This window comes from Vibrio rhizosphaerae (assembly GCF_024347095.1).
In the GTDB taxonomy this organism is placed as follows: domain Bacteria; phylum Pseudomonadota; class Gammaproteobacteria; order Enterobacterales; family Vibrionaceae; genus Vibrio; species Vibrio rhizosphaerae.
The window spans coordinates 520,477-539,014 of sequence record NZ_AP024903.1 but is presented as its reverse complement, the minus strand read 5'-3'; the positions used below and the strand labels follow the sequence as shown (position 1 = coordinate 539,014).

Here is an 18,538-nt window from a genome sequence, read left to right as displayed (position 1 = left end):
CACAGCCGAATCACAGGCTGAATAACCACTCTCCGAGATATTATCCCAGCCACTGTTGCCATGCCTGAGTCACCACTTGACGTTCGGTCATGAGTTTATCCTGACTGACGTCCGCATCCAGATTCAGCAAATTACGGTGATGAATTTGGTCTCTCATCGTGGTATAGGCCTCAATGAGTGCCTGCATCTGTTCTGATGACATCATACCGACCGCCATCAACGACTCGAAGATTCTGACATTATCCGACCATCGGGTCAGTTCCGGGTACTGACTGCTATAAGCAAGCACCAGATACTGTGCCAGAAATTCAACATCCGTAATCCCGCCACGATCTTGTTTAAGCATAAAACGGCCTGGTTTTTTCTCCGCGAGGTGCTGACGCATTTTCTCTCGCATCTCAACCACTTCTCGTTTCAGAACCGATGCATCTCTGACACGGCTTAAGACCTGATGGCGAGTTTGCAAAAATGAATCTGCCAGTAATTCATCACCGTAAATCATCCGGGCACGAACCAGAGCCTGATGCTCCCATGTCCATGCTTCCTGATGCTGATATTCTGCAAAAGCACTGACCGGTGCAACTAATAGCCCCGAGGCCCCTGAAGGCCGGAGACGCATGTCAACTTCATATAAAATGCCGGAAGCCGTACGCACCGAGAAAATATGGATAATCCGTTGGGCCAGACGCAGATAAAACTGCCGACCATCAATATCTTTGTGACCACTGGTATTGATATTGGCCGGGCAATCATGCAGAAAAACCAAGTCCAGATCGGAGTTATAACCCAGTTCCCAACCACCGACTTTACCGTATCCAATCACAGCAAATCCTTTGCCATCACGCTGATTCAGATGTGTCGGCTCCCCATATTTTTCCTTTAACTGTTCCCAAGCCTGCTGAACAACCGCTTCAACAATGGCTTCAGCCAAATAAGTGAGGTGGTCACTCACTTTCATGACAGGTAAGACATCGGCAATATCAGCAGCAGCAATACGCAACAGACAGATCTGCTTAAACTGACGCAAACCTTCCATTTGCTGTTCCATATCATCCTGAGGAATACGAGCTAAGAAATCTCGCAGTTCAATCCGGTATTGATCAAGCGGAATCGGATGATAGAGCTGATGCGGATCCAGTAATTCGTCGAGCAAAATCGGATAACGCGCCAATTGCTCAGAAATCATCGGACTCGCAGTACATAAACGGGTTAATTGCATCAGCGCCGCCGGGTGCTCATCGAGCAACTCCAGATAGGTGGTACGGGTAGCGATACGTTGCAACAGATACAGAACCCGGGAGAAGCCAAACTGAGCATCCGGGTGACGGAAAACCGCCTGAAACACTTTCGGCATTAAATGATTTAACACTTCCCGCCCGCGGGGGCCCAATGTTTTTTTCGCCAGCTCAGTTTTAAATTGCAGCAGTACGCCTGCGATTTGGCTTTCCGGGGCTAAGGCGAGATCTTTTTGGAGGATATCCGCGATCACTTCCGGTTTATTGGCCATATCCCAAAGCTCTTGATACATCGGCTCAACCGGCGTTTCTTCGCTCTCATCTTCGTCGCCGATTAAAGCTTTGAAGACTTGATGCACTCGGTCCATATGTGCCTGAATATTCTGCAGGAGTGCCTCCCAGCTCGCCATTCCTAAAGCGGTCACCAGACGCTGCTGGGAACATGAATCATCGGGTAAGGTCTGCGTCTGCTTATCCGCCAGAGCCTGCAGCAGATTTTCTACACGTCTTAAAAACAAATAGGCCTGTTGTAGCGAAGCGACATCACGTTCATCGAGTAGCCCTAATGTCAGGATCGCCTCCAGCGTTTCTAATAAACCACGTTTTCTTAAACTCGGTTCGCGACCTCCCCGAATCAACTGAAATGACTGCACAATAAATTCAATTTCCCGGATACCGCCTGCACCGAGTTTGATATTATTCACTAAACCTCGGCGACGTACTTCACTTTGAATCATCGACTTCATCCGGCGCAGTGATTGGATCGCACTAAAATCAATGTAACGGCGAAAGACGAAAGGACGTAGCATCTGTCTCAGTTCCTGATAGCACGCATACATTTCACGCCCCATCACACGAGCTTTGACCATTGCATAACGCTCCCAGTCTCGGCCCTGTTCCTGATAATAGTCTTCTAATGCAGCAAAACTCATTACCAGCGGGCCGCTATCACCAAAAGGTCTGAGTCGCATATCAACGCGATAGCAAAAACCATCCGCTGTCTGTTGATCAAGGCTCTTGATGATTCTCTGTCCCAATCGCGTGAAGAATTGTGCATTGGCAATACTTTTTCTTACTCCCTGCGTTTCACCGTTATCCGGGTAGGCAAAAATCAAATCGATATCGGATGAAAAATTCAGTTCTCCGCCACCCAGCTTTCCCATCCCGATAATTAACATGGGCTGGGTCTCACCGGCTTGGTTGACCGGTGTTCCCCACAGCTTGCAGCAAAGCGCGTATTGCCATTGATATGTTTCAAAAATCAATGCTTCCGCCAATTCTGAGAGATGATGCAAACTTTCTTCAAGTGGCGAGTCCGCCAGAAAATCACGCCAGGCAATATAAAACATTTCCCGGTTTCTCACCGTGCGCAGAATATGCTCTCCCGTCGCTTCATCCGGCTCTGTAACCAACTGTTGTTGTAACTGTTGCCGGTAACCCTCAGCCCGGGACTGGCATGCAATCATTGCCGGAAACATCTCACATAACTGCGCATCACGCATCAATGCTTCATAAAGGAAATCACTCAATCCCAACACATATTTCAGTTGTTCGGTTAAAGATGAAGGCCAGGATAAAATCACCGGATGTTTTTCCGTCACCCGCTGATAATTTAAATCGGATAATGCTTGAAGTTCGGATGGTAATTGCATTCACAGCCTCTTATGATCGGTGCCCGACAAAACTGATAAGTAAAAACGAATAGGTTAAAACGAATAAGTAAAAAAGCAGCCCGCTTGCAAAAATGATGGCAAAAAAAACGCCCACTTGAAGAAACTGCGCCAACGTGATTAAACCACGAAAGTGCAACAGCCTCTCAGTGAGCGCTTACCGTTTCACAACACGATCAGACCTTGAATGAAGTTATCTTCTGATCCAGTTCCTCGGCATTGCTCTGCATGATTTCTGATGTTTCCAGTAACTCACCGACCACAGTAACTGACGCTTCTACCAGCTCTCGGACATTGGTCAGGTTCTGGTTCATTTCCTCGGCAACCCCACTCTGCTGACCGGCAGCACTGGCAATTTGGAAATTCATATCATTGATTTGCTGAATTTGTTCAACAATTCCGTCCAGCTCACTGCCCGCATTCGCGACTAATTCAACACCGTCAGCCGCTTCAACAACACTCTTTTCCATCAGCCCGACAGCAGAATTGGCACTGCTTTGCAGCTGAGAGATCATGTCCTGAATCTCAACAGTTGCTTGCTGAGTTCGCTGAGCCAGATTGCGGACTTCATCCGCAACCACAGCAAAGCCCCGGCCAGCTTCGCCGGCACGGGCCGCTTCAATCGCCGCATTCAGTGCCAATAAATTGGTCTGTTCAGAAATACTCTGGATTGTGCCGACCACGCTACTGATAGCAACAACCCGTTCCTCAACCTGATTGACTGCTTGTGCCGATTCAGAAATATCAGAGGAGAGATCACGCATTTTCAGAACCGTACTCTGAACAAATTCCTGCCCGGTTTTCGCACGGGAAGAAGCCTGTTCAGTTAATGAAGAGGCGCTTTGTGCATGCTCAGCCACCGTATGAACCGTCGAAGACATTTCACTCATTGCCGTCGCTAACTGATCAATTTCATTAAACTCTTCCTGCGCCGACTCTTTTGTCTCCGACATGCTGAGTGTCATCACTTCAGTCAGACCGGATAATTCCTGAGAACTGCTGATTTGAAGTTTGATCATGTCCTGCAATTGACGGCGGGTTTTTTCGAGTTCTCTGGCAACATCGCCATATTCATCCTTACATTCCATCTCAACCGGTTCAGATAAATCCCGGTTTGCCATGATCTTAATTGCATCACTAATATACTGCGTCTGTCTTAACATCACTCTCGCTGCAAACAGCAACAGAACAATAAAGACAATGATTAATAGTAACGTTTGCCAGACAACTTGGGTGATATAGGCTTCATAGTGATGTTGTGCAATCTGAACATTGTTCGTGGCATCCAAAAGGGCCGAGTAAAACACACTGGCATCCCAGAGCTGTTTTGCAACGATTAATATCGTACTGAATACCATCAGCATCACCATTTTGGGAACAAGACGAATATCCGTAATTACTCGTTCCCAAGGCTTAAAAGCCAGTTTTGTCATGATCCGTCTCCACTAAAAGTCCTAATTTTCCTAATTCAATCGTTCCCGCTAATCACTATGGCTTATATTTATGATTGCAATCACTATGGAAAGAGCATACCAAAATTCACCTGCAAACATTATGAAGGTCATCAAGAACAGCGTAGATACCCTTATATTTTCAGGCTATCTACACTGACAGATGGTTTTGATGCTCAGAGTAATCATTGATTATATCGACTCATCGGAGCTGTTCTGTAGTCTTTTCTGTATGTTATATCTCACAGAAGAGAAGACGCAGGGCGCATGAACGGAACATCCCGATACTGATTCGATTTTTCAGGTTAGATATGTTTCCAATATGGCGTCACACTCATACTGATGTTTCGAGTCTGCTCCATCGCATGAAGAATTGAGTTTTCCTGACGAATCAACCACCGTTTTAATTGCTCTTGCTGCTCGCCTTCCAGCTTGTCAACTTGCTGCTCTAAGGGTTCAAGAGTTAACAGATCATCAATCCCTTGCAACAAGTCAGCCCATGGCAGTCTGAAGGACTGGCGTTCCCCTTCGTTATAGAGACTGGCAAATCCAATCCCGGTATACAGGTTTCGCATCAGACAATATTGCTGAATCAGATAATCCTGTTTGGAAAACACTTTATCGGCAGGAAAAGCGGCTAATAACTCGTTCCAGCTGTGTTCCAGTTGCTCTGCTGAAAATGCTTCGATCGACTCTGCCATCATCACCCGAGCCTTCTCATTGAGAAAAGGCTGCCAGCCTTTCGTCAAAATCCATCGGCTCAGATCCAGAATCAAGCCCACATAACGCGAGCCATAAAACAGCTTCAGCATATCCTGCGTTGAAGGTAAATCTTCCTGTAGTGTCCGCAACTCTCCCAGTAAAAACTTCCGGGCATCCAGTTTGCGCAAAATATGTCCTTTATCGTCACAAAGATAATCAAGATAGTTGGACATTTTCAGCCAAGACAGTTCTTCTTCCAGCCATTTGAGTTCTTGGCGCAGGATGGCACTAGCACGTCGCGGGACGATATCACTATAGATGGCAAGAGTCTGACGAATAAAGCAAACGGCATAACGGATCCCATGCAGTGCATCGTTCGTTGCTTTTTCGGCATAAATTTGTTCATGGTAATGCCAATGATCTAAGGCATGTTCCAGTGAATTGATAAAACAAGACTCAACCGAATCATTGGCTGTTGTTTCAACCAGCGCCAACGGTTTGGGTTCATCGCCCGGATATCCGAAAGCCAATCGATACCCTCTGGCGGCTTTACTTAAATTACCAAGGCGAACCCCGCCTTCATCACTCAATGTTCTGGCCAGAGAAAACAACGCATCGGTCTGGCCGGATTTTAGCTCCAGCTCCACCTCACAAATCGGCGCTTCTAACTCTCCGGCGATTACTTTGCCCTGATCGAATGCGACTTCAATTTGACTGCCATCGGGCATGCCGACGAGCCACTGCTCACGCGTGAAATCGGTTGAAAACAAGGGAAGAAGCTCGGCTTCTAATACTTCGGGGCTGCGGCCTTCGGGCCAGATATCTTGAGGATGGAGGGAAAGAGAGGGAGTGTTACTGTCATGTTCAGCATTATATTCCGGTCGCTGATGCAACCCGGCAACCACCCGACCAGCAGTTTTCACCGTCTGCACATAAACCCCGTCACAACATCGGATACGCAGACCGATATCGTGCTGACGCAACCAGCTATCCGGTGAATCAAAATATGTATTCTCTAATTCACGGCAACGATGCTGAAATACTTTGGTCTGGGCAAGCTTACGACGCAAAACATCTGAATATTCAGGAGAAACGAAAAACTTCAGTTCTATCTCAGTTTCCATAACAATACCTTTCGTGGCAGATAGCGACAGGATATTGCCAATTTCGGACAGGAGCAAGTGAGAAATAACATATCATTCGTACGCTAAAATGGTTTTAAAGCACCGTCGAATGAGTTACCATGCGCGCCTTTATAGCCAATGTTCAACATTTCATCATAATGTTGTATGTTCTTTTAAGGTTATATTTTTTGGATTGAGTCACATGCCAGTGAATACAATTATGGGGTTATTTGCAAAGTCCCCAATTAAGCCTTTGCAGAAACACGTCGTCTGTGTCAATGAATGCTGTTCTTACTTGATCAGTTTCTTTGAAGTTACCTTCCAGAAAGATTGGGAAAAAGCAGCCGAAATTCGCGCTCAGATCTCTCATCTGGAAAAAGAAGCCGACGTACTCAAACGTGAAATCCGCCTGAAACTGCCGCGCGGATTATTCCTCCCGGTTGATCGAACCGATATGCTCGAACTGCTCACCCAACAAGATAAACTCGCGAATCTCGCGAAAGATATCTCTGGCCGGGTTTACGGCAGAGAGCTGATGATTCCAGAGCCACTACAAAAAGATTTTATCGCCTATGTGAAACGTTGTCTGGATGCAGCGACCCAAGCGCAGAAAGTCATCGGTGAACTGGATGAACTTCTTGAAACCGGATTTAAAGGCCGGGAAGTGACATTGGTTGCGGAAATGATCAACCAACTTGACGCCATTGAGGATGATACCGACACGATGCAAATTCACCTGCGTCAGCAGCTGATGGCTATCGAGTCAAAATATAATCCGATTGACATGATGTTCTTATACAAAATTCTAGAGTGGGTAGGCGGTATCGCTGACCAGGCTCAACGTGTGGGAGCTCGCTTAGAGCTAATGCTCTCTCGTTCCTGAGATTATAGATTTTCACAATAACTAAGGGCACTCACACATTGCGTCTCTAATCTGATTATTGTGGCTGAATTTCATGCCACGATAGAAGGTCGCGTGTGCTCCGCTAGTTATCAACAACTAGGTATTATGATGGATATCCTTGTAAATTACGGTTCTATCTTGATTCTTGTGGCAGCAGCTTTCGGTTTCTTGATGGCGATCGGCATCGGTGCTAATGATGTAGCAAATGCGATGGGAACATCGGTTGGCTCCAAGGCACTGACCGTAAAACAAGCTATCTTTATTGCGATGGTTTTTGAGTTCGCCGGCGCCTATCTTGCCGGTGGAGAAGTAACAGACACAATTCGTAAAGGCGTCATTGAAACAAATCTCTTTGTCGCACAACCTGAAATTCTTGTTTATGGCATGATGTCATCGCTTCTAGCGGCAGGGACATGGTTGTTGCTCGCCTCTTATATGGGATGGCCCGTATCTACAACTCACTCGATTATTGGTGCGATCATCGGTTTTGCCTGTATCACGCTGGGTACCGAAGCGGTTGACTGGCATTCCGTTCAAGGGATTGTCGGCAGTTGGATTATCACTCCGATTATCTCAGGCTTCTTTGCCTATGTTATTTTCGTCAGTGCACAACGTCTGATATTCGATACAGAAAATCCGCTCCAAAATGCGAAACGTTTTGTCCCGGTTTACATGTTTATCACCACGATGGTTATCGCGCTGGTTACCATAAAGAAAGGTCTGAAACATGTCGGCCTCCATTTGAGTACTGGTGAAGCATGGCTTGCAGCGATGTTTGTTTCCGCACTCGTCATGGTCGGCGGCTATCTGTATATCCAAAAGCGCTTCTCAAAACGGGAAGAGGACCACAGCTTCTCCGGTGTTGAAAGTATTTTCAGTGTCCTGATGGTTGTGACTGCTTGTGCAATGGCCTTCGCACATGGTTCGAATGATGTCGCCAATGCGATTGGTCCATTGTCAGCGGTGGTTTCCACCGTCGAAAATCTGGGTCAGATTTCAGGAAAAAGCCAGATTGCCTGGTGGATCTTACCGTTAGGCGGACTGGGGATCGTCGTCGGTCTCGCAACACTGGGACACAAAGTGATGGAAACCGTCGGGACAGGAATCACCGAACTGACACCAAGCCGTGGTTTCGCTGCCCAGCTTGCAACAGCTTCGACCGTTGTTCTGGCCTCAGGAACCGGGTTACCGATTTCAACCACGCAAACGCTGGTTGGTGCGGTTCTCGGTGTCGGTTTCGCCCGTGGTATTGCAGCATTAAACCTAGGTGTGGTACGTAACATTGTTGCGTCATGGGTCGTAACACTCCCCGCAGGTGCACTACTGGCTGTTGTTTTCTATTATATGATAGAGAAGTTCTTTATTTAGCCGGTGCAACCGTCAGACCTGTGTCAGAACCATGTGATTATTGACTCAAATCTGCATAAAGGGAGGCCTAGCCTCCCTTCTTTGTTGCACCACATAAAGAAACTTTTTACTATTTGAAGAGATTTACTTTTCAACCCTATCGTTAAAGGATTTATCGTGAAAAAACTGTTATTCATGTTGCTGCTTTCGCTTCTGACCACGCCCGTTTTTGCACAAGTACACTATATAGCAGATGACTTGTTTACCTATATGCATTCAGGTCCGAGCAACCAGTATCGAATTATTGGCAGTATCAATGCCGGTGAGAAAGTCCAACTGCTGAACACCAATAAAGAAACCGGTTATAGTGAGATACTCGATAGTAAAGGGCGTCAGGGTTGGGTACAAGACAAGTTTATTACCACCACTGAAAGTATGGCGTCCCGTCTGCCTCGCTTAGAAAAAGAGCTCAAAGATGTTAAAGCACAGTTGTCCGATGCCGAGCATAAAGCGAGTCAGGAAAAAGCCGGGCTGGTCGAATCGCTTGAAGTTCGCAACAAGCAAATTTCGGAACTGGAAGAAAACTATAGTGGCATCAGCCAGAAACTGGCGACAGCGCAGAGTGAAACCCGTGAGCTACGGGCAAAATTAGATACTCAGAAAGAAGACCTGCTCATGAAATACTTCATGTACGGTGGCGGTGTTGCGCTTGGGGGGATTCTATTGGGGATCATTCTGCCCCATTTAATTCCAAGACGGAAAAAATCGCACTCAAACTGGCTCTGATCGCATAAGAAGGCCGAATCCCGGCCTTCTTCATCATTTCCTTCACGCCAAGAGGTAAACCGTGCAAATCTATCTTGTCGGAGGTTCCGTCCGCGACCAGTTACTCGGCCTTCCGGTCAAAGATCGAGATTGGGTTGTTGTCGGCAGCACCCCATCTGTCATGCTTGAACAAGGTTTTACCCCTGTCGGGAAAGATTTTCCGGTATTCCTGCATCCCAAAACCAAAGAAGAATATGCGCTAGCGAGAACGGAGAAGAAAAGTGGCTCTGGCTACCACGGATTTGCGTGTTTTTTCTCACCGGAAGTAACACTTGAAGACGATCTGATGCGCAGAGATTTAACCATCAATGCCATGGCACAGGATGCTCAGGGCCAGCTGTTCGATCCCTATCACGGCCAAACCGATATAGAACGACGTGTGCTTCGTCATGTCTCAGATGCCTTCGCAGAGGATCCGGTGCGGATCCTTCGCGTTGCCAGATTCGCGGCCAGATATGCTGCACTCGGATTTACAGTTGCCCCGGAAACCATGATGCTGATGCGTGAGATGGTTCAGTCCGGAGAAGTTGCTCATTTAACGGCTGAACGAGTCTGGCAAGAGCTCCATAAAGCGCTGGCAACAGACGCCCCGGACGTGTTCTTATCCGTACTCAGAGAATGTGGTGCACTGGCTGTAATTTTCCCTGAGATTGATTGCCTTTTCGGCGTACCTCAACCAGAAAAGTGGCATCCTGAAATTGATACGGGCATCCATACGCTCATGGTACTGCGTCAAGCAACACAGCTTTCCACGGCTTTGCCAGTCAGATTTGCCGCCATGGTTCATGACCTCGGTAAAGGCAAAACCCCACCGAGTGAATGGCCGAGCCATAAAATGCATTGCCATACTGGCTTAGCTTGTATCCGGGCGTTGTGCAAACGGATTCGTGTGCCATCGGAATATCGAGATTTAGCCTTAACCGTCTGTGAACACCATACCAATATTCACAATGCTGCCATTTTAAAGCCGGCAACCTATCTCAAAATACTGAATAAAATGGATGTATGGCGTAAACCGCAGCGACTGGAAAATGTCCTGCTCTGCTGTCAGGCAGACCATCAGGGACGGCTGGGCTACGAAGCGCTCTCTTATCCACAAAAGTCACTGTTTGAATCAGCCTATCAGGCTGCACTGGCAATTGATGTTCAATCAATCATTGATGCTGGATATCAAGGCTCAGCGATTCGAGACGAACTAGACAAACGCAGAATAGCTGCGCTCAAAGCCGCGTTATCGCCAGAATGATTTTATCGTCTGAATAACGAAGATAAAAAAAACGCCTCCGAAGAGGCGTTTTTCAATTCATGATAAAGCCGTAATTAAGCTTGACCTTTCACTTCTTTCAAACCGTTGAAAGGTGCACGGTCGCCCAGAGCTTCTTCGATACGGATCAGTTGGTTATATTTCGCAACACGATCAGAACGGCTCATAGAACCAGTTTTGATTTGACCTGCAGCAGTACCAACAGCCAGATCAGCAATCGTTGCATCTTCAGTTTCACCACTACGGTGAGAGATAACAGCGGTGTAACCTGCATCTTTTGCCATCTTGATTGCAGCCAGTGTTTCAGTCAGAGAACCAATCTGGTTGAACTTGATCAGGATAGAGTTAGCAACGCCTTTCTCGATACCTTCTTTCAGGATCTTCGTGTTAGTTACGAACAGGTCGTCACCAACCAACTGGATCTTGCCACCCAGCAGTTCAGTTTGGAACTTGAAGCCGTCCCAGTCAGACTCGTCCAGACCATCTTCGATAGAAACGATTGGGTATTCTGCAACCAGACCTTCAAGATATTTAGAGAACTCTTCAGAAGAGAACGTTTTACCTTCGCCTTTCAGGTCGTAGATACCTTGTTCTTTGTTGTAGAACTCAGAAGCTGCACAGTCCATAGCCAGAGTCACGTCTTTACCCAGAACGTAGCCAGCTTGCTCAACTGCTTCTTTGATTGCAGCCAGTGCAGCAGCATTTGATTCAAGGTTAGGAGCGAAACCACCTTCGTCACCGACAGCGGTGTTCAGGCCTTTTGCTTTCAGAACTTTGGCAAGGTTATGGAACACTTCTGCACCGATACGCAATGCTTCTTTCAGCGTTTTCGCACCAACAGGTTGAATCATGAATTCTTGAATATCAACGTTGTTGTCTGCGTGCTCACCACCGTTGATGATGTTCATCATTGGCAGCGGCATAGAGAATTGACCAGGAGTACCGTTCAGTTCAGCGATGTGCTCGTACAGAGGCATGCCTTTTGCAGCCGCAGCTGCTTTTGCGTTTGCCAGAGAAACAGCCAGAATCGCGTTAGCACCGAACTTAGATTTGTTTTCTGTACCATCCAGATCAATCATCACTTGGTCGATAGCTGCTTGATCTTTTGCATCTTTACCAATCAGCGCTTCAGCAATTGGGCCATTGACTGCTTCAACAGCTTTCAGAACCCCTTTACCCAGGAAACGAGACTTATCACCATCACGAAGCTCAAGCGCTTCACGAGAGCCAGTAGATGCACCAGATGGTGCAGCAGCCATACCTACGAAACCGCCTTCTAGGTGGACTTCAGCTTCTACAGTTGGGTTTCCGCGAGAGTCGATGATTTCACGACCTAGAATTTTAACGATCTTAGACATTAATGTTTCCTCTCTTTGAATTTAAATGTCAAACCTATAGGGTAACCGTATTCCCTACCGTTACCCGTGTCCTTTTATTTCTCTATAGTACGACGCTGGTACTCACCAGCAGCTTTTACAAACCCGGTAAACAGCGGATGTCCATCACGAGGTGTTGAAGTAAACTCAGGGTGATACTGAGAAGCCACAAACCATGGGTGATCAGGGTTCTCAATTACCTCAACCAGTTTTTTATCCGCAGATAAACCAGACACTTTGAGTCCTGCTGCTTCAATTTGAGGGCGAAGTACATTATTCACTTCATAACGGTGACGGTGACGTTCGTAAATGGTTTTACTACCATATAATGCATGCACTTTACTGCCTTCTTCAAGATGACATAATTGTGCTCCCAAACGCATCGTACCACCTAAATCTGATTTCTCGGAACGCTCTTCAACCTGACCGTCAGAATCAATCCATTCGGTAATCAGACCGACAACAGGATATTCAGTCGCACGATTAAATTCTGTTGAATGCGCACCTTCCATCCCCGCAACGTGACGGGCATACTCAATCAACGCCACTTGCATCCCTAAACAAATGCCCAGATAAGGGATCTTATTTTCACGCGCATACTGAGCCGCGAGGATCTTCCCTTCGATACCACGATCACCGAATCCGCCCGGCACCAGAATCGCATCTAACCCTTCGAGCAATTCAACGCCTTTATTCTCCAGATCTTGAGAATCCACATACTTGATCTGAACACTTAAACGATTTTTCAGACCTGCATGTTTTAAAGCTTCGTTGACCGATTTATACGCATCAGGCAACTCAATATATTTGCCGACCATACCGATGACCACCTCACCGGTCGGATTGGCTTCTTCATAAATCACCTGTTCCCATTCAGACAGGTCTGCTTCCGGAGCTTCAATCCCGAAGCGAGAACAAACCAAATCATCCAGCCCCTGTGACTTAATCAGTTGTGGAATTTTATAAATTGAATCGACATCTTTCATCGAGATGACGGCTTTTTCAGCCACATTACAGAACAGTGCAATTTTTTTCCGCTCATTGGCAGGAATGATGCGATCAGAACGACAAATTAGGATATCCGGCTGAATACCGATAGAGAGTAATTCTTTGACAGAGTGCTGAGTTGGTTTGGTTTTCACTTCACCGGCAGCTGCCAGATAAGGAACTAAGGTTAAATGCATAAACATGGCATTTTCACGACCAATGTCTACAGCAAGCTGACGAATCGCTTCGATGAACGGCAGAGACTCAATATCACCCACGGTGCCACCGATTTCAACAATAGCGACTTCGTGACCTTCAGCACCGGCAATCACACGATCTTTAATCGAGTTCGTAATGTGAGGGATCACCTGAATGGTCGCACCGAGGTAGTCACCACGGCGTTCTTTGCGTAGCACATCCGCATACACACGACCTGCGGTAAAATTGTTCCGCTTGGTCATCTTGGTCCGGATAAAGCGCTCGTAATGGCCCAGATCCAGATCGGTTTCCGCCCCATCTTCAGTGACGAATACTTCACCGTGCTGAGTCGGACTCATGGTGCCCGGATCAACGTTAATGTACGGATCCAGCTTCATGAGGGTCACTTTCAGACCACGTGCTTCTAAAATCGCTGCAAGCGATGCTGCTGCAATGCCTTTACCTAGAGAGGATACGACCCCGCCAGTCACAAAAATATACTTTGTCGTCATGTTTAACCTGAAATTGGTTGAATGAGGGAAATGGATTTCTTCTGGACGGGAAGTAAATATACCAGAACCCCATTAACGCCACAACGTGAAACTTATCACACTCTCAATTTTTCTTTTTTGCTTCAAATCAAATCCAATTCGCACAATTGTAGCTCATTTGAGTTGAGCCACATGGATAAGACTCACATGACCAGTTAACGTTCAATCTGAACCCTGATTTTTCTCTTGGCGCTTGACCTGTACCCAAAATTGATCGAGTTCATCGAGTGTATAATCATCCAGTGATTTCCCTGCCTGACCGGCCAAAGCTTCGACCCCTTGAAACCGCCGGGCAAACTTTTGATTTGCACGCGTCAGCGCTGACTCAGGGTGATGCTTTAAATGACGTGTCAGATTCACCACCGCAAACAACAGGTCGCCCAGCTCATCTTCTATCGCAGCAGGATCTGCCGGAGAGCGACGCACTTCGTCAATGACTTCATCAAGCTCTTCCCGAACTTTATCGACGACTGGTGTTAACGTCTCCCAGTCAAAGCCATGCTTCGCACATTTTGTCTGCAATTTATAAGCGCGGCTCAATGCGGGGAGTGATTGCGGAACCCCATCCAAAATACTCTGCTCTTTACGTCCTGTATGAGCTTTCTCTTCCGCTTTGACTTTCTCCCAATTGGCCCGAATCTCAGCTTCACTGTCAAATACCTGATCAGAAAAAACATGGGGATGACGACGAATCAACTTCTCGTTCACACCGCGAATCACATCATCAAAATCAAATAGTCCTTGTTCTTGAGCCAATTGGCTGTAAAAAATAGCCTGAAAAACAAAATCCCCTAGCTCTTCTTGCAGATTTTCCCAATCTTGCGCATAAATGGCATCAACCACCTCATAGGTTTCTTCCACCGTATGCGGCACAATACTTTCAAACGTCTGCTTTTGATCCCACGGACAACCGGATTGAGGATCTCTGAGCCGAGCCATAATCTGCTTTAACTGTTCAATCGGATGAGACATAACCCCTCTTTTTTATGCTAAAGAGAAAGCGAGGGAGATCCCTCGCTTTCTGTGAGACTAAACCTGACGAATCAAGTTACCCCAATCGTTTAACCGACAAAACATCTTTCGTCTGCTCAATCCGTTTACATACCCGGGAGAGCACTTCAACACTTGTCAGTTCCAAATCAAAATCCATATAAATGAGCTGACGTTTATGATCGGTCCGGCTTTTCATACTGGCGACCTTAATTTTCTCATTGGCCAGCAGTGTCGTGATGTCTTTCAACAGACCACCACGTTCCATCGCTTCGACCCGAACGGTCAGAACATAAGACCCGAGCAGCCCGCGTCCCCAAACGGTATCAATAATGCGCTCCGGCGCATGATGCATCAACTCTTCCAGCTGTTCACAGTCACTCCGGTGGACCGAAATCCCCCGCCCCTGAGTAATGTAACCTTTAATCTCATCACCGGGAATCGGACGACAACAACGCGCCAGATGGGTCATTAAATTATCAACCCCTTCGACGACAACCGCATCTTTGCTCGGTGCCGGCGTGGTCGTCTTCTGTTCCTTCTCTTGTAATTTTTCAAGGACCAGCTGATCTTCTTCTTCCGCGGTCGGTTTGTTGACCAATGCATTGATATGATTGACGATTTGGTTAATCCGTAAATCACCGCTGCCGATGCCGACATATAGTTCATCCGGTGAATTGACATTAAACCGTTTCAGCGCATATTCGCTGGCATCTTTGAGCGTCGCACCGATTTTTGCCAGTTCGGTTTCCAGAATTTCCCGGCCTGCCTCTAAATTCTTCTCCCGGCTTTGCTTTCTAAACCAAGCATTAATCTTGGCCCGGGCACGGCCAGAGTGAACAAATCCCAACGCAGGATTGAGCCAGTCTCGTGATGGATTCGGTTCTTTGGCGGTGATAATTTCCACCTGATCGCCCATCGTCAGTTTATGAGTAAATGGCACGATACGTCCGGCGACTTTTGCACCGATACAGCGATGCCCGACTTCCGAATGGATATGGTAAGCAAAGTCCAGAGGTGTTGCCCCCATCGGCAAATCAACCACATCCCCTTTCGGGGTAAAGGCATAAACACGATCATCAAATACCTGACTGCGCAATTCATCCAACATTTCGCCGGAATCGGACATTTCTTCTTGCCAGTCAAGCAACTTGCGCAACCACGTAATTTTTTCATCATAGCCACGGTGTCCGGCCGAACTGCCTTCTTTATATTTCCAATGTGCAGCAACCCCTAACTCGGACTCCTCATGCATCTGACGGGTCCGAATCTGAATTTCAATGGTTTTCCCTTCCGGGCCAAGAATAACCGTATGAATTGACTGATACCCATTGGGTTTCGGGTTGGCGACGTAATCATCGAATTCACTGGGTAAATGTTTATATTTGGTATGAACCACGCCTAGCGCTGCATAACAATCCTGCAGTTTTTCAGCAATAATCCGAACCGCCCGGACATCAAATAACTCATCGAATGCCAGACTCTTTTTCTGCATCTTGCGCCAGATACTGTAGATATGTTTCGGACGTCCGCTGACTTCGGCTTGAATGTTGGACAGAAGCATCTCTTCACGCAGATCTTCCACAAAATCTTGAATATATTTTTCGCGGACAATCCGTCGTTCAGACAACTGTTTGGCAATTTGTTTGTAGGTATCCGGTTGCTGATAACGAAAGGCGTAATCTTCCATTTCCCACTTTAACTGCCCGATCCCCAGACGGTTGGCCAAAGGCGCATAAATATTGGCGCACTCTTTTGCCGCCTGTCGTCTGATTTCGTCTGGCTGATCTTTGACTTCCCGCAGGTTACAAATACGTTCAGCAAGCTTAATCACCACGCAACGGAAATCATCCACCATCGCTAACAGCATCCGCCGGACATTATCAACCTGAGTTGACGCTTCACTGCCTTGCATGGTGACATTCAATTGCCCGATCGCCGCCATCTCCTCAACACCATCAATCAACTTGATAATGTCTTTGCCATAGCGTTCTTGCAAAATTTCAGCATCGAGCAATCCACCAGATACCACTGGGAATAATAGCGCGGCAACTAAGGTTTCCGGGTCCATCGACAGCGTGACGAGTATCTCGATCATCTCACGACCACGCCACAGCAATAGCGGCCCGGCCGGATGATCGACGACCAGAAGTTCCATCTGTCGATAAACCTGTTTTAGTCGCTCCGCGATTTTAGGATCGCGCACGATACTGGCGATCCACTTCTCGGGTTCAAATTGTTCGTCTGGATTCAGATGTGCGTTTCTTACCGCAACCATTATTCTCTATTTCGTCCTAGTGTTATGTTCGTTGATTGAAGATCGCTATGTGACTTCGACCCTAACGCTCCTGATGAGTTCATCTCATCTGACGGTTTCACGACCGGCGTGACTGTCTGATAAATAAAGCCATCGATTCCAGATGGCTGGTGTGAGGAAACATATCTAACATCCCCACTTTCTCTAACTGATATCCTTGCTGTAAGAGGCGCTGACTATCTCTGGCCAGCGTCGCCGGATCACAAGATACATAAACCACGCGCTGAGCGCCAAAATCTGACAGCAAATCGATCACACCTTTTGCACCAGCTCTGGCCGGGTCGAGTAATACTTTATCAAATTTCTCCTGCGCCCACTCGGTTCCGGTCAATGTTTCCTCAAGATTCGCCTGATAAAAATCAGCATTGGAAATCTGATTATGCACCGCATTATGACGCGCCTGTACGACCATTTCCTCAATGCCTTCAACCCCGACCAGTGATTTGACCTGCCGCGCAATAGGTAAACTAAAGTTACCCACACCACAGAATAAATCTAGCACACGATCTTCTTCACTGAGCGTCAGCCAAGACAGGGCCTGCTCAACCATTTTCTGATTAATATGGCGATTGATTTGTATGAAATGGTGGGGCCGGAAAGCAATTTCAATCCCGGTCTCACGATAGACGGGTTCATGACCATGTTGTAAACGCGGCTGACCGGCTTCGGTCATCATATACAGGGAAAGATGCTGTTGCTGCGCAAAAGTCATGATCTTGTCTTGATCTGATGTCGTCAGTTCACCAAGAAGACGCAATAACATGACCGGGCCGCTATCAGCTGCAATCAATTCCAGATGACCGAGTTTCTCTGGCTGAGATACTGACTCAAACAGCACTCTGAGTTGAGGAATCAGTGGCTCTAGTGCAGGATCCAAAACGGCACAACGCTCAATATCAACAATCCGGTTGCTTCCTTTCTGACGGAAGCCGAATGCAAGAGACTTTGACGCGCTGTCCCACTTCAAACTGAAACGGGCCCGACGTCGATACCCCAAATCCACATCAGAAATAACCGGTGAGAGTGGCACCGATAATCCGGCAAACTTACGAAGCAACTGTGACAGCGACTCCTGCTTGTACCTGACTTGCTCGCGGTGACAGAGGTGTTGCAGATTGCATCCGCCACAGCGCTGATAATGCGGACAAAACGGTTGGGTCCGCTCCGCACTCTCCTGTTGTACCTGAATAAGTTTTGCCCGGGCATACTTACTCTTATTCTCGGTCAGTTGAATCAGGACTTGCTCGGTCGGTAAAGCACCTTCGATAAACACTGGTTTTCCACCCAGAGAAGCGATCCCCTCACCATGATGGTCCATACGAACCACCGCAACAGATTGGTGCTTTTGATTGATCGTCGATTGCTTTTTAGGTTGGAAAAAACGAGCCATATAAATCTATTACCGCTTGTGATGTCGTCAAATGTATCTTTCCCGGAGTGATAAACAACGTACCGATGAAAGGCCTGAAATAACAACAGAGATTTTTGAATTGCCGTTATTTTCCCATATCCACCTCACGATGTTTAGCAAATAATCCACCCAGAAAAAAACGAGCAATAAAAGCGCATTCAATTTCGTGAAATCATCACTATTCTT

At 47.0% G+C, this 18,538-nt stretch carries 12 protein-coding genes; 4 read left to right on the top strand and 8 right to left on the bottom strand.

Annotation, left to right across the window (positions count from 1 at the left end):
- Positions 1-40: 40 nt before the first annotated feature.
- The 3 genes from glnE to OCV37_RS02430 form a co-directional block, all read right to left on the bottom strand.
- Complete coding sequence (gene glnE / locus OCV37_RS02440; RefSeq protein ID WP_038178214.1) at positions 41-2,887, bottom strand: bifunctional [glutamate--ammonia ligase]-adenylyl-L-tyrosine phosphorylase/[glutamate--ammonia-ligase] adenylyltransferase; 2,847 nt, start codon at positions 2,885-2,887, stop codon at positions 41-43.
- A gap of 194 nt (positions 2,888-3,081) precedes the next feature.
- Positions 3,082-4,338, bottom strand: coding sequence for a methyl-accepting chemotaxis protein (locus OCV37_RS02435; protein WP_038178215.1), 1,257 nt, complete (start codon positions 4,336-4,338; stop codon positions 3,082-3,084).
- 323 nt (positions 4,339-4,661) lie between these two features.
- Positions 4,662-6,182, bottom strand: coding sequence for a CYTH and CHAD domain-containing protein (locus OCV37_RS02430; RefSeq protein WP_038178283.1), 1,521 nt, complete (start codon positions 6,180-6,182; stop codon positions 4,662-4,664).
- A 202-nt stretch (positions 6,183-6,384) separates the two neighbouring features.
- Here OCV37_RS02430 and OCV37_RS02425 point away from each other — a divergent pair, with 202 nt between their 5' ends.
- The 4 genes from OCV37_RS02425 to OCV37_RS02410 all read left to right on the top strand — a co-directional run bounded on the left by OCV37_RS02425 (position 6,385) and on the right by OCV37_RS02410 (position 10,504).
- Positions 6,385-7,065, top strand: coding sequence for a TIGR00153 family protein (locus OCV37_RS02425; RefSeq protein ID WP_021020529.1), 681 nt, complete (start codon positions 6,385-6,387; stop codon positions 7,063-7,065).
- Positions 7,066-7,194: 129 nt separating this feature from the next.
- Positions 7,195-8,454: an inorganic phosphate transporter gene (locus tag OCV37_RS02420; protein WP_038178284.1), complete on the top strand. Its 1,260-nt coding sequence runs from the start codon at positions 7,195-7,197 to the stop codon at positions 8,452-8,454.
- A gap of 156 nt (positions 8,455-8,610) precedes the next feature.
- Positions 8,611-9,219 (top strand): TIGR04211 family SH3 domain-containing protein, encoded by a 609-nt coding sequence (locus OCV37_RS02415; RefSeq protein WP_038178216.1) that lies wholly within the window; start codon positions 8,611-8,613, stop codon positions 9,217-9,219.
- A 61-nt stretch (positions 9,220-9,280) separates the two neighbouring features.
- The gene (locus OCV37_RS02410) at positions 9,281-10,504 is read left to right on the top strand and encodes a multifunctional CCA addition/repair protein (protein WP_038178217.1); all 1,224 of its coding nucleotides are present in this window, start codon (positions 9,281-9,283) and stop codon (positions 10,502-10,504) included.
- Positions 10,505-10,578: 74 nt separating this feature from the next.
- On the opposite strand, the gene eno is transcribed toward OCV37_RS02410, so the two are convergent.
- The 5 genes from eno to rlmD all read right to left on the bottom strand — a co-directional run bounded on the left by eno (position 10,579) and on the right by rlmD (position 18,331).
- Positions 10,579-11,880 (bottom strand): phosphopyruvate hydratase, encoded by a 1,302-nt coding sequence (eno, locus tag OCV37_RS02405; RefSeq protein WP_038178218.1) that lies wholly within the window; start codon positions 11,878-11,880, stop codon positions 10,579-10,581.
- A gap of 74 nt (positions 11,881-11,954) precedes the next feature.
- Positions 11,955-13,595 (bottom strand): CTP synthase, encoded by a 1,641-nt coding sequence (locus OCV37_RS02400; protein ID WP_038178219.1) that lies wholly within the window; start codon positions 13,593-13,595, stop codon positions 11,955-11,957.
- 201 nt (positions 13,596-13,796) lie between these two features.
- Positions 13,797-14,606, bottom strand: a complete 810-nt coding sequence (gene mazG, locus OCV37_RS02395) for a nucleoside triphosphate pyrophosphohydrolase (RefSeq protein WP_038178220.1) — start codon at positions 14,604-14,606, stop codon at positions 13,797-13,799.
- 76 nt (positions 14,607-14,682) lie between these two features.
- Entirely contained in the window at positions 14,683-16,902 is a 2,220-nt protein-coding gene (gene relA, locus OCV37_RS02390; RefSeq protein WP_038178221.1) for a GTP diphosphokinase, read from the bottom strand.
- A gap of 97 nt (positions 16,903-16,999) precedes the next feature.
- The gene (gene rlmD / locus OCV37_RS02385) at positions 17,000-18,331 is read right to left on the bottom strand and encodes a 23S rRNA (uracil(1939)-C(5))-methyltransferase RlmD (protein ID WP_038178222.1); all 1,332 of its coding nucleotides are present in this window, start codon (positions 18,329-18,331) and stop codon (positions 17,000-17,002) included.
- Positions 18,332-18,538: the final 207 nt, after the last annotated feature.